Genomic DNA, 13,241 nt, shown 5'->3' on the forward strand with positions numbered 1-13,241 from the left:
CAGAATTTATCTGACACTTTTTTGTTATAATCTTTTTTTTTAAATAATTAAGTTAAGAATTAGCTTTACTCTTTATAATTAATTTTGTTCCAAATTTATACAACATTAAATTAAAAAAAATAACCAAGGCAACAAAGGTAACCTGACCTATAATTTCTCCCCATTTTTCTGCACTTGAAACAAACACATCATTATTTGATGCTTTAATTAAGTTTATTACACTCATTAATAAAGCAATAAATATATAAATACTTATAAACCGAATTAAATAACCCAAATATTTCATTCTTTTTTTTGTAAATATAATGCATTTTTATTTTGGTAAACTTAAAATTTATTATTTACTTTGTATTTCAAAGTACTTTTATATGGAAGCAAGCAAATATTTAAAAGATATACAAGATATTAAAGAAATGATGAGTAAATCCACTCAATTTATATCTTTAAGTGGTATATCAGGTGTTTTAGCAGGTATTTATGCTCTTGTTGGAGCTGCTTATGCAAATTTTCTAATCAATACTTATGAATATACTTATATAACGCTAGAAAGCAAAACATTTAAACTAATTGTATTAATAGCTGTTATCGTATTAATTCTTTCATTAGGGACTGCTTATTATTTAACAGCAAAAAAAGCAAATAAATTAGGCGAAAAAGTTTGGAATGCTGCTTCAAAAAGAGTTTTAATCAACTTTGCAATTCCTTTGGTAACAGGTGGAATATTTTCATTGCTTTTAATTCGTCAGCAAAATTTTGTACTTATAGCTCCTGTAACATTACTTTTTTATGGATTAGCTTGTTTAAATGCAAGTAAATACACGCTAAGAGATGTTCGCTATCTTGGAATTACACAAATTATTTTAGGGTTATTAGCTGTTGAATTTACAGGTTACGGACTTTTGTTTTGGGTTTTAGGTTTTGGTATTGCTCATATATTATACGGAAGTATTATGTATTATAAATACGATAGAAAGTAAGATGGTCTTTTTAATTATATTTAGCTTTATATTTTTTCTATTTATCTTATACTTAAGAAGAAAAAAAATAAGTTACATTAAAATAATTATATTTTCATCATTACTATTATACATAATTCCAGTTTTATTAGTCAAATACGAAGATTACGAAATTGAAACAAAAATGAAAAAATTTGACACCAATAATGATGGGTTTTATTCTAAAAGTGAAATTAATTATGAATTTGAAGAATTAGAAAGAGATTTAATAACAGATTCAGGGAGTAATTTATTCATTTTGTTTGGTTACCCAATATGTTTAATTTATTCAATTATAATATCATTAATTTACAAAATATCAGATTACATTCATATTAAAATAATAAAACAAACTAGTTAGTGAAAAACATCATTCAAAATATAAACAAAGCATTTGATCATCGTATCCGTTTGGGTATTATGTCGGTTTTGATGGTGAATGAAAGTGCCGATTTTTCCACACTTAAAGAACTTCTTGGCGTTACCGATGGTAACTTAGCTAGTCATGCTAAAGCATTAGAAAATGAAGCGTATATTATTGTAGAAAAACAATTTATTGGGCGAAAACCCAACACAAGTTATATTGCAACAAAAGAAGGAAAAAAAGCCTTTCAAGATCATATTGATGCCCTAGAAAAATTAATATCCAATACATAAAACTATTTTTTTATCTATTTACTTTGAAATTCAAAGTACTTTTAATTATCATTTAAAAAATTAAACAAATGGAAAATCAAAACGAAAAACCAATGGCAACAAAGTCCAACTTCTTTCAATCAAACACAGCTAAAATGATTATGGTTGGAGCGCTTACTCTCTTTTTACTCATTCCTTTAGCATTAGTACAAGATTTAATTAGCGAACGCTCACAACGAAAAAATGAAGTAATTGCTGAAGTTAACAATTCTTGGGGTGAAGAAATTAATTTTTACGGACCCATTTTAAAAGTTCCGTACAAAGAAGAAACTGAAACCACTTATATCGACAGCAAAACTAACCAAACAAGTATTCAAAAAACAACGTCTATAAATTATGTCTACTTTTTTCCAGAAGTTTTACAAAACAAAACAAAAGTCGAAAAAGTAAGCGATATCAAAAGAAGCTTATACAATCCAATAGTATTTAAAGCAAATATGACTTTTAACGGAAGTTTTGAAAACTTAAACTTTGAAAAATTAGGCATTAAAAAAGAAAACATTGTTTGGGACAAAGCTTCAGTAATCATCAAAACAACTAATTTAAAAAGCATTAAAAGCGATTTAAAAATAAATATAAACGGTTCTAATTATAGTATGGAATCTAAAACTGACGAAGGCGATAATGTATTTGGAACACTCGAAACAAGTTCATTTAACATTACTGATGTTTCCAAAATCAATTTTAATTTCAACATGAAATACAACGGAAGTAACAGCGTTCAATTTATTCCTATTGGAAAAACAACTTCAACTTCTTTAGATGCCAATTGGAATTCACCAAGCTTCATTGGAAACTTTGCACCAAACGATACTACAAAAGCCATTTCAAAAGACGCTTTTCATGCCGATTGGAAAATACTTCACATTAATCGTGCTTTTGCTCAGCAACACACAGGGATAATTCCGCATTTAAAATCGTATGCTTACGGAGTAAAGTTGATTGAAACTGTAGATCAATACCAACAAAACGAACGTGCTTCAAAATACGGATTTCTAGTAATTGGGTTAACCTTCCTTATTTTCTTTTTAATTCAAACCATTAGTAAAATTGGTATTCACATTTTTCAATATACTATGATAGGTTTAGCCTTAATCATGTTTTACACCTTATTAATTTCCATAACCGAACATTCAAGTTTTACAACTGCCTATATCATTGCGGCCTGTTCTGTTATTATCATGTTAATCCTCTACTCTATTTCTGTGTTAAAAAACAAAAAATTTCCGTTATTTATAGGCGCAGCCTTAACCGTTTTATACAGTTTTATCTTTGTAATCATACAATTAGAAAACTACGCTTTATTGGTTGGAAGTATTGGTTTGTTCCTAATATTAGGAAGTGTGATGTATTTCTCTCGAAAAATAGATTGGGGAAATAATTAGAAGCGAATGTCTTGGCATATTTGTAAAGCTTATTCCTGCTTTCGTCTTTAGTTTTCCGCTACGCTACAAAGCTATCGGCTCTATCAGGGCTAAATAAAAACCTGTTCGAATTATTTGGATAGATGTTAGTAAACGTATCAGGTTTTAAAAACCTGACACGTTTTTTTCATAGTACTTTGTCACACTGACGCAAGGAAGAGACCAGCTGCGCAAAGTCTCCCGACTTTGAGGTCTAATTAATATAATTTTTAGTTAATTTGTTACAACAAAAGAATCTTCATTAATAAAATATTTAATTCAATGATTTTTTATAATTTAGCTGAAAGTCGGGAGACTTTGAGCAACGGATTTTTAAAACAATATAAAGTAGATTTGTTTTGAGTTTAAAAAGCAAAAAAAATGATTATGAATTTTATTAAAAATAATTTCATTAGTATATTCATAGGAACTATTCTTATTTCTATAATTATTTATGCCAAAAATAAAAATTCAGAAAGAAACTTATATTTAAATAACAATATTCTATTCACAGTTTGCGAAACAATTGGATATGATTCACCAGGAAGAGTTACTCCTTCTATAGAATATATTTTTTATTTTGAAAAAAGCAAATTTGAATCAGAAGATTTTTATGATCTTGATTTTTCTAAAGTTAAAAAAGAAGATTTAAAATCATATGTTGGTAAAAAGTACTTTGTTAAGTTTAGTGTTGAAAAACCTCAATATAGTGAGATATATTTAGACAAGCCTGTTCCTTTAGATTTTGTATATAAAGAAGGGCAAACTTGGAAGAAAATACCTGTAAATTATAATTAGAAAAAATTAAAACCACCATTTGTACCCTGACGCTAGGAAGGGTCACACAAGCAACTAAATAAGATGAAATTCACCAATCTAATGAGATTCCTCGTCCCTCAGGCTCGAGAACTTGTTCGAACTGGCGAAGCAATGACAAAAAAAACGTTAAAAAAAATCCTGATTACAAACACGTAAGCAGGATTTATCTTTCTTCTTTTATCTTTCTTCTTTTATCTTTCTTCTTTATTCTTATTCCTTTCCGTCTACAAAATCTTGTAAATAGGCAAAACGAGGAGTTAATTTTCCGTTTTCTGTCATTTTTGCTCTTGCTAAAACTCCATCTTTATCGTTATTAAAAAAGGCCGGTATTACTCGCTCTAAAAACACTTCACCAAAACCATCACTAGCATCTTTTGGCAATTCACAAGGTAAATTATCAACCGCCATAACCACAATAGCAGATGGATGTGTATATGATACTTCTTTATGTTCACTTGCCAAATAACCATAAATAGGATCTGCAATTGTACTTGGTTTTATAGTACAAGCAACTGGTCCGTCAATATCACAAGAAACATCTGCAACTACTTTTAGTTTACATTTTGGAGAACGCAACATTTCTTTCGATAAAATAATTGGAGCGTTATTACCGTAAAAATGTCCAGCAATAAACATATCTGACACTTCAGAAAAACGTTCAAAATCTGAAACATATTCAGTAGGGTTATTATAAAAATCTTCTTTTGTAGAAACTACTCCATCTTTTCTTTTGTTATAATCTAATACATCAATAAAAGTGTAAACTGGCTCTGCAAATGTTTTAGTTAAATAATTCTCAATAGAGACTTCTTTTATCTTCATTGCATCAAGCATTTCCTTTGCCCCAAAAGCAACTTTACCTCTACCTGTCAAAACAATTTTAATATTTGGTAATGGATTTCTTTTTAAACGTTCAATTAACGTTTTTTGATCGGGTAATGTTTCAGCTTTAGCTAAATTAAATAACTCAAACTTTAAACCAAAAGCTCTAATTCCGTTGTAAGCACCAACAATTCCAGCATAACGACCAAAACCTATTAATCGTCTATTCATATCATCAACAATCGTTTCATGATCGTATAATTCTATATTTTTTTCTAAAATAGTTCTCAATAAATCTCTATTATAGGGTTGCTTCTTAATAGTATGAGAAAAGAAAAAATATTTTTTATTAGGAATAAGTGCTTCTTTAGGTACTTCTTTAACTCCTATTAAAACATCACAGTCGTTTAAATCGTGATTTACTTCAATGCCTTTTTCAAAATATTGTTCATCAGGAAATATACGAATATCGGAAGATTCAACTTTAAGAATCGCTTGAGGGAAAGTTGACTTGAATTCTGCTAACCGTTCTGGAGAAAAAACTACTCTTCTATCTGGTGGATTTTTGCGTTCTTTGATTATTCCGAATTTCATTTATTATTTATTTAACTGATGATTAATTAAGTGTTACAAATATAACATTACTAAAAGTGATAAACAAAAGTTTTTTCTTCCATAAATTAATAGTAATTTTGGCGTAATTATTGATTATACTAATTTAGTTAGTATTAAAATTTCAATTGGGGTCGACTGGTTTTGACAGCGAGTGGAATTAAATTGTAAGCACGTCGAGAACTGGGACAATTCTCGTTAATAAAAGGTCTTAAACTTTTACACGGCGAAAATAATTACGCTTTGGCTGCATAATTCTGAATTATAGTAAGAATTTGCCTAGTTCCTATTAGATAGGAAAGCTGGATTCTCCTTAAAAGCCTTGGTTTGTGGCGTTTAGTACAGGAGAACCGTAAAAATAAACCTAGAAACGGTGATGTTTTAAATCCGTTTTGAACTGGTAAAACTAAGCATTAGGTGGTCGTTTTTAACCTAGCCTTTTGTCGAAAATCTAATTAAAAACTAAACGTGTAGAAAGCTCTTTGATTGCTTGTTTGGACGAGAGTTCGATTCTCTCCGACTCCACATTTTAAAATTCATTTTAAGCTAAAAGCCTTTAAATCATATGATTTAAAGGCTTTTTTGTTTTTCATAGTATTCAAATTATTCATAAAATCTCAAAAGGCTGGTGCTATAATCGGTTACCCTAAAAAATCCAAATCTTGGGTAACCGAATTTTAAGCTAGCCCAATGACATCAAGCTGTTCAAAAGATAAACATCTTGACAAAAGAAGAATAAAGAGCTAATTTGATAACTATAATAAGTCACCACAAAATGAAACACAAAATGTCAATCCTTTTCTACGTGAAAAGTTCTAAAGCAGCCAAAAATGGGTTATTACCTATTTACCAAAGAATAACTATAAATGGAACAAGAATTGAATTAAGCATTTCTAGATTTGTAGAAAAATCAAAATGGAATACAGAAGCAGGTAAAATGAAAGGTAATTCTGAAGAATCCCGATTAATAAATAGTCATCTAGATATTCTAAGAAACAAAGCTTACGAAACTGAAAAATGGATGATTAATAATAATCAGGAAATCAATGCACAAACTTTTAAAAACAAATTTTTAGGCATTGAAGAAAAAACAAGAAAATTAATTGTAATTTTTGAAGACCATAACAAAAAAATGAACGCATTGGTAGGTAAAGAGTTTTCAATTAATACCTATAAAAAATATGAAACGACCTTAAGTCATACCAAAGAATTTTTAAAGAACAGTTATTCCATTAATGATATATCCATAAAGCAAGTTGATATTGCTTTTATAAATGACTTTGATTTCTATCTAAGAAACACCAAAAACTGTAATAATAATTCGACTATAAAGTATATCAGGAACTTTGGTAAGATAATCAAGCAATGCTATTTTAATGGCTGGATTGACAAAGACCCATTCCTTAATTACAAAGGAAAAGTTAGAGAAGTTGAAAGAGTATATTTAGACCAGGAAGAAATAGAAACCTTGCTAAACAAAAATTTCAAAATAAAAAGATTAGATTTAGTGAGAGATATGTTTTTGTTTAGTTGCTTTACCGGACTAGCTTACATTGATGTTTTTAACTTGACACAATCACATATTATAATCGGAATTGATGGAGAAAAATGGATTTCTACTAATCGTCAAAAAACTGAATCAGCTTCTAAAATTCCAATATTACCTGTTACAAAATCGATTATTGAAAAATATGAAAAACACCCACAATGCTTAAATGAAAATCGCTTACTCCCTATCTTATCCAACCAAAAAATGAATGCCTATTTAAAAGAGCTTGCAGACATTTGTGAAATTCCAAAAGAATTGACCTTTCACATTGCTCGTCATACATTTGCTACAACTGTAACACTAACAAATGGAGTGCCGATAGAAAGTGTAAGTAAAATGTTAGGTCATAAAAATTTAAGAACAACCCAACATTATGCAAAAGTTCTAGATAAAAAAGTAAGTGAAGATATGATGCTATTAAAATCTAAATTCGATTATAAAATCAACAATATTGAATCTAAGTCAAAATATTCGTAAGAATATTAGCAAAAAATTAGAGTATCGTTAACAATAAAATGAGATAAATTTAGTTTAATTTGATGTTTATTATTTTATTTTAAATTTGTTAGCATGGTTGTCTATTGTTATCCTTTTTTTAGCGAATTTGAAAAAGAATTCGAAAGTCTAAAAACTAAAAACATCAATATCATTAATAAATGTCATGAGATAATAACTTTTTTAGAACAAAAATTACAAGATTTATTTGTTTGGCTAAAGAAATACAAATTTGACAATATCGAAGATGAAATTCATTTCTTCAAAATACTTAAACCGAGTATTGTTTCAAAATTAATTTACTACAAAGAAATCTTAATTATAGAGACAAACTTACCTGCATCAAAAAAGAACAAAATAAAGTTATATGAAAAAGCTTTAAATAAGATTTATAAACATTCCAAAAACAACAAGAATTTCTTTGAATACTTTAGAGCTAGAGCATCACATAAAGACCAACTCTATTTTGTAAGATCCAAAAATAGAAATGTACGTCATGGAGATTGTAGTTATATAAATTATGATTCAAAATTATCAACATCACATGACTATTTAATGGCAACAATGATTGCATATGATACGTTTACAAATTATTTAGAAAATAGAATTGAAGAAATAGAAAAAAATTGTTCTATTGATAATCCAAGTAATAGTACTAGTTTAAATTGGTCCGTTTCAAAAGTTGATTTAGTAGAACTAATCTATTCATTACATCACACAAAAGCGTTTAATAATGGTAATTCTGATATCAAGGAAATAGCTACTTATTTCAGTAAAATGTTTAATGTAGAAATTGAAGATTCTATTTACCGAAGCTATTTAGATATCAAATCTAGAAAAACAGATAGAGCAAAATTCCTCAAGCAATTATCAGATACGCTCAATCATAAAATAAACGAAGAAGAAAATTAAAACCCAACCTCTTAACAAGTTGGGTTTTATCCTTTTATCCAACTTTTAATTACAATCTTTCAATACACTCCAAATATCTTTTATACAATTGGTCAATACAAAGCCTTAGCAAATCAAGGTTTGTTATAATTTGCATAAAAATCGTACCCAACTTGGGAACACCTTGGGAATAAAATTCTATCAAATGAGCTTGTTTTGTCTTGTAACAATTTAAACAGTTTCATTATGAATTTACATCCTAAAAAACTCTTTCCAGAAATCGACAACATCGAATTATTAAACCATCAAGTAGTAACCAAAAAAGACTTATTAAATTTTGGTAACGCACTACTAAATGAAATTAAAAACAACTCAAATCAATTAGAAAAACCAGCGCAATGGTTAAAATCAGTTGAGGTTAGAAAACTATTAAAAATTTCTCCAGGCACTTTACAAAACCTACGTATAAATGGAACATTAAACTACAAACGCATCGGAGGTCTAATCTACTACAAATACGATGACATAGAAAACATGCTAAATAAATAGTACCAAAATATTCAACTTCTAATTACTAAAAAAATGAATTACATAAAACACCTAACAGGCTTTTTCGAGAAAGTAAGTACCGATTATGACCTCAACCCTACTCACATTAGTCTTTATATGGCTATTTTTCAATTATGGAATCAAAATCGATTTCAAAATCCTATTTCAATTTCAAGAGATGAATTAATGCGAATTAGCAAAATTTCATCTACAGCAACCTATCATAAATGCATTAAAGAATTACAAGAAAAACAGTACGTCGAATACAATCCTTCTTTCAATCCATTTAAAGGTTCTACACTTAATGTTCTAAATCTTGATTTTTACACCAAACCGGTACTAAAAAAAGACATAAAAAACTTAAAAAACAATACGCCAAGCATACCAAAAAACAACCTACCTAATGAACTGGTTAATGAACAAGAACTAAACAAGTACCAAACAAGCTCTAAACATGTACCTTATATAAACAATACAAACAGTATAAACATGGTAAACGTTCAAATTCAAAAAAATGAAAATTATAATTCAGAAAAGTTTATAGATAAAAAAGAAGAAATAACCCAAAAAAAGTTGCGTAAAAAAAAGGGTACAAATGAACAGTCAATTCCTCCAGATAAAAATGATGTTATAGCATATTTCCAAGAAAAAAAATGTCCAGAAATTGAAGCAGATAAATTTTATAATCATTTTCAAAGTAATGGTTGGTTAGTTGGTGGAAAAACGAAAATGATAGATTGGAAAGCAGCCATTCGCAATTGGATTTTGAATAGTCAAAACTTCAATAATAAATCAAACAACCTTCAACCTCAACATTTACAAACTACAACAAACAAAAATTATGGAGAACCACTTTGACATCAGCAACACATTCAAACTAATTGGAAATATTAGAGAATACAACCTATCGCAATGTTTCAAATACCTAGAGTGCCAAGGCAAACAAACCTATGGACAATCATTTAAAATACAAGAACAAGACAAACCAACCATTACAAAGCTACTTGTCTACGCAGTACAAGATAAAGAAAATGCTCTAAAAATGGGAATAGATACCAGTAAAGGAATTTTACTATCCGGTCCTATTGGATGTGGTAAAACATCTATAATGCATCTCATCAAACCTTTTATCAATGGTAAGCACGAATATAAAATAAAAACAACTCGTGAAATTTCATTTGAGTTTGCTAAAAATGGTTTTGAAGCTCTTACACCTTACACAAAAAAAACAAGCTACCAACACCGACTAACGGGTTATGTTTTCGACGATTTAGGTGCAGAACAGCAAATCAAACACTTTGGAAACGACTGTAATGTAATGGCTGAAATACTAATTACTAGATACGAACAATTTATAGAAAACAACACTATTACACACATTACTACTAACTTATCCGCTTCTGAAATTGAAAAATTATATGGAAATCGTCTTCGTTCTAGAATGCGAAATATGTTTAATGTGATTGCTTTTGAAGGCAACTCAAGAGATAAGCGTTAAACAAATTTAATTATTAATTAAAAAAATTATGAGAAATATGTTAAGTAATAAAACAAATTAATAATCGGTAAGAATGTGAAGATATCTTTTTGCCTTTTAGAGATCTAAATAAGTTTATAGCATACTAAAAAAAACATCTCCTTTTATAATATTTAGCCTAAAAATCAGTTACTTTGCTGCTTTAAAAAATGTACCATGAAGAATGTATTATTTGCAATCCTTTTAAGCTTTGTTTTAATTGCTGCAACAGACCCTTATACCATTAAAAGAATTTCAGACAAAGATTTTCGATATGAATTTTACACAATTGATAAAGACATTAGTATAAAACATCATAAAACTTACTTTTGGTTTAAAGGAGGTTTAATTCATAAGGCAGAAGGTGGTGTTTCTGGTCAATTATTACACGGAGAATTCAAAAAACATTACCATAGTAACCAATTAGCAGAGCAAGGAACTTTTAAGAAAGGGCTAAAAGTTGGTTTATGGAAAAATTGGTTTGAAAATGGCTCTACAGAAAGTACTCAAGAATATTCTAACGGACAAAAGCATGGTAACTTTTATAGCTATAATATAGAAGGTAAAATGCTTGAAAAAGGTTTTTACCGCTCTGGAAAAAAACAAGGTTATTGGATAAACTTCACAAAAAAAGACACAATTCGTTATAAAAAAGGGAAAGTATTTATTCCTAAACCAAAATTATCTAAAGAAGAAAAAGCTCTTGCTAAAATAGCTAAGACAAAGAAAAAAGAAGAGTTAAAATTGCAAAAAGAAACGGAAAAAAAATTAAAAAAAGCTAAAAAAGAAGAAAACAAAAAACTGCCTAAAAAAACAAAAGGTTCTATTTCTAAAAAAGAAGATAAAGTAAAAAAGGACAATTTCTTCACACGCTTATTTAGCAAAAAAGAATAATAATGGTCAAAGCGCATAGTTTATTATATGCTGTTTACGTTTGCTTAATAGTTGCTGTGCTTTGCGGCGGATTATTGTTGTTGGCAAACTTATACAATCAGTTAAATTTACACTATGTAACACATGAGTCACTTTATATAACCAATCAATCTACTGTTAATTATGCATTAGGAAATGGTTTGGTTGCTAATGAAGAGATACTGATAGAAGAAAAAACAGGAATTCAATCGCAGTTTACTGTGAAGAATCACGGTTTACTTCCGTTATTATTAACACAGTCTTTTACAAAGAAAGATACCGTTGCTTCGGTTCATTTTATAGGGCAAAAAGTTGTAAATACAAATACGGCTTTATATATGGCAAATTTCACACAGCCACTAAGTGTTTCGGGTACTGTTACTATTAAAGGAGATGTTTTTTTTGCCAACAGAACATATAAAAGAATCTTATATAAATAATAAACCAAATATCATTTCCATACAAGGAAAAAAATCTGTTTCAGAGATTCAATTACCAACACTTTCAGAAAAATGCAAATCTATTTTTGAAACCAGAAATAGCACTAAAGTTAGTTTAAGTGAATTTGAAAAGAAAAACGATTCTATTTATGTGAACTCATTTTTTAATGAAACTATAGAATTTCAGTTGGGTCAAACTACATTGGAAAATAAAATCATAAAAGGCAATTTTATTATCAGTTCTAACGATTCTATTTTCATTCGAAAAAATAATGTTTTAGAAGATGTAATCATCATTGCTCCAAAAGTAGCTATTGAAGAAGGTTTTGAAGGGAACATTCAAGTGTTTGCGAATGAATCCATTACCATTGAAAAAAAGGTAACGTTAAACTATCCGTCGGTTATAGCTTTGTACAATAATAAAGAAACCAAAAAAGCTTTTGTGTTAATTGATGAAGAAGTAAAAATTGCGGGTTTAGTTATGCTTTTTGGAAATAATTTAATGCATTTGGATAAAAACACATTAGAAATAAAAGAAAAAGGAAAAATAATGGGAACTATCTATTGTTCTGGAATTTTAACCTTAAAAAGCGATGTCTATGGCTCGGTTTATACTTCAAAATTGAACCATAAAACACCATCATCGTCTTATTCTAACACTATTGCCGACATTACAATTGATGTTTCTAAAAAGCCTAAAGTGTTTATAGATTTACCAATTTTTAATAATATAAATACAAGATATGCTATTATTAAAAAAGTATTATAAAGCCAATTCTATAATAGAATCCGTTATTGCATTAACGATTATTTCGATATGTATTTATATTGCTATAATGGTTTATGCAAATGTATTTTCGCCAAAAACATCTATTCGTCATTATAGTCATCAGAACCAAATAAATGAGCAATTTTACTTGTTACAATTACAAGATGAAACTCCAATTGAAAATATCGAAACAAACGAAAATTGGTTAAATACCTATTTGAAAGAGGTTACAATTATGTATAAAGATTCTTTGTCTTCCAATGTTTCTAAAACCGTTTACATTCACACGGATGAAGAATAAAAACTACATTGCAGCTTTTTCCATTGTTGAAATAATGGTTAGCATGGTCATTACAGCTATCGTTGTTGGGCTTATATTTGGCGTTTTTACTATTGTTTCCGAACAGATTATAGAGTTTAAAAAAGAGAACGAACAAACTGCAGATTTCAACCGATTATCCTATAGTTTAAACAAAGCGGTTTTTGATAGTGAGAAAATGATAACTCGAGAAAATGGTGTTTATTTCCAAACCTATGATGGCGATACTATTTTATATCAAAAAGAAGACACTTATCTCATTCGAAAAGCGCAAACTTTTACCGATACTTTTAGATTAAAACTTCAAACAATGCGAATAGATTCGGTTTATAACGAGAAGAAAAGTAAAGTGTTTCAAAAATTAGAATTAGAACTACTGATTCATGAGAAGAGCGTTCCATTACGATTTTACAAACCTGTTTATGCCAATCAATTAATACTTTGGAAAGAATAA

General features: G+C 28.6%; 17 protein-coding genes and 1 other RNA gene. 16 read left to right on the forward strand and 2 right to left on the reverse strand.

Translation table 11 applies throughout. The features are described 5' to 3' along the window. Positions 1 to 52: 52 nt before the first annotated feature. Positions 53 to 226, reverse strand: coding sequence for a hypothetical protein (locus tag OLM55_RS11710; protein WP_264559090.1), 174 nt, complete (start codon positions 224 to 226; stop codon positions 53 to 55). Positions 227 to 368: 142 nt separating this feature from the next. On the opposite strand from OLM55_RS11710, the gene OLM55_RS11715 reads away from it, so the two are divergent. From OLM55_RS11715 to OLM55_RS11735, 5 genes are all read left to right on the forward strand, one after another. Continuing rightward, complete coding sequence (locus OLM55_RS11715) at positions 369 to 977, forward strand: hypothetical protein (protein ID WP_264559091.1); 609 nt, start codon at positions 369 to 371, stop codon at positions 975 to 977. A gap of 163 nt (positions 978 to 1,140) precedes the next feature. Further along, positions 1,141 to 1,356: a hypothetical protein gene (locus tag OLM55_RS11720; protein WP_264559092.1), complete on the forward strand. Its 216-nt coding sequence runs from the start codon at positions 1,141 to 1,143 to the stop codon at positions 1,354 to 1,356. Then, entirely contained in the window at positions 1,356 to 1,652 is a 297-nt protein-coding gene (locus OLM55_RS11725) for a winged helix-turn-helix domain-containing protein (protein WP_264559093.1), read from the forward strand. Before OLM55_RS11720 ends, OLM55_RS11725 begins: the two co-directional genes overlap by 1 nt. Positions 1,653 to 1,720: 68 nt before the next feature. Then, complete coding sequence (creD, locus tag OLM55_RS11730) at positions 1,721 to 3,076, forward strand: cell envelope integrity protein CreD (RefSeq protein ID WP_264559094.1); 1,356 nt, start codon at positions 1,721 to 1,723, stop codon at positions 3,074 to 3,076. A gap of 405 nt (positions 3,077 to 3,481) precedes the next feature. Further along, complete coding sequence (locus OLM55_RS11735) at positions 3,482 to 3,892, forward strand: hypothetical protein (protein ID WP_264559095.1); 411 nt, start codon at positions 3,482 to 3,484, stop codon at positions 3,890 to 3,892. Positions 3,893 to 4,123: 231 nt separating this feature from the next. Here the strand turns inward: OLM55_RS11735 and OLM55_RS11740 are convergent, their stop codons facing one another. Beyond that, positions 4,124 to 5,329: an NAD(P)-dependent oxidoreductase gene (locus OLM55_RS11740; protein WP_264559096.1), complete on the reverse strand. Its 1,206-nt coding sequence runs from the start codon at positions 5,327 to 5,329 to the stop codon at positions 4,124 to 4,126. A gap of 148 nt (positions 5,330 to 5,477) precedes the next feature. Between OLM55_RS11740 and ssrA the strand changes: the two genes are divergently transcribed. The 11 genes from ssrA to OLM55_RS11795 all read left to right on the forward strand — a co-directional run bounded on the left by ssrA (position 5,478) and on the right by OLM55_RS11795 (position 13,241). Beyond that, positions 5,478 to 5,875: a transfer-messenger RNA gene (ssrA, locus tag OLM55_RS11745) on the forward strand. A 259-nt stretch (positions 5,876 to 6,134) separates the two neighbouring features. Further along, positions 6,135 to 7,373: a site-specific integrase gene (locus tag OLM55_RS11750; protein ID WP_264559097.1), complete on the forward strand. Its 1,239-nt coding sequence runs from the start codon at positions 6,135 to 6,137 to the stop codon at positions 7,371 to 7,373. 93 nt (positions 7,374 to 7,466) lie between these two features. Beyond that, entirely contained in the window at positions 7,467 to 8,303 is an 837-nt protein-coding gene (locus OLM55_RS11755) for an RteC domain-containing protein (RefSeq protein ID WP_264559098.1), read from the forward strand. A 225-nt stretch (positions 8,304 to 8,528) separates the two neighbouring features. Then, a complete protein-coding gene (locus OLM55_RS11760) occupies positions 8,529 to 8,831 on the forward strand; it encodes a helix-turn-helix domain-containing protein (RefSeq protein WP_264559099.1) in 303 nt (100 codons plus the stop codon). Between the two features lie 33 nt (positions 8,832 to 8,864). Next, complete coding sequence (locus OLM55_RS11765; RefSeq protein ID WP_264559100.1) at positions 8,865 to 9,689, forward strand: transcriptional regulator; 825 nt, start codon at positions 8,865 to 8,867, stop codon at positions 9,687 to 9,689. After that, the gene (locus OLM55_RS11770; protein ID WP_264559101.1) at positions 9,673 to 10,329 is read left to right on the forward strand and encodes an ATPase; all 657 of its coding nucleotides are present in this window, start codon (positions 9,673 to 9,675) and stop codon (positions 10,327 to 10,329) included. Before OLM55_RS11765 ends, OLM55_RS11770 begins: the two co-directional genes overlap by 17 nt. A 195-nt stretch (positions 10,330 to 10,524) precedes the next feature. Then, positions 10,525 to 11,241, forward strand: a complete 717-nt coding sequence (locus OLM55_RS11775) for a toxin-antitoxin system YwqK family antitoxin (RefSeq protein WP_264559102.1) — start codon at positions 10,525 to 10,527, stop codon at positions 11,239 to 11,241. A 2-nt stretch (positions 11,242 to 11,243) separates the two neighbouring features. Continuing rightward, positions 11,244 to 11,699, forward strand: coding sequence for a hypothetical protein (locus OLM55_RS11780; protein ID WP_264559103.1), 456 nt, complete (start codon positions 11,244 to 11,246; stop codon positions 11,697 to 11,699). Continuing rightward, positions 11,662 to 12,468, forward strand: a complete 807-nt coding sequence (locus OLM55_RS11785) for a hypothetical protein (protein WP_264559104.1) — start codon at positions 11,662 to 11,664, stop codon at positions 12,466 to 12,468. Before OLM55_RS11780 ends, OLM55_RS11785 begins: the two co-directional genes overlap by 38 nt. Then, on the forward strand, positions 12,443 to 12,769 hold the full coding sequence (locus tag OLM55_RS11790) for a hypothetical protein (RefSeq protein WP_264559105.1): 327 nt from the start codon (positions 12,443 to 12,445) through the stop codon (positions 12,767 to 12,769). The genes OLM55_RS11785 and OLM55_RS11790 overlap by 26 nt, the downstream gene beginning before the upstream one ends. Further along, entirely contained in the window at positions 12,759 to 13,241 is a 483-nt protein-coding gene (locus OLM55_RS11795) for a PilW family protein (protein WP_264559106.1), read from the forward strand. Before OLM55_RS11790 ends, OLM55_RS11795 begins: the two co-directional genes overlap by 11 nt.

Origin of the sequence: Flavobacterium sp. N2270 (assembly GCF_025947225.1) — a bacterium.
Taxonomy (GTDB): domain Bacteria; phylum Bacteroidota; class Bacteroidia; order Flavobacteriales; family Flavobacteriaceae; genus Flavobacterium.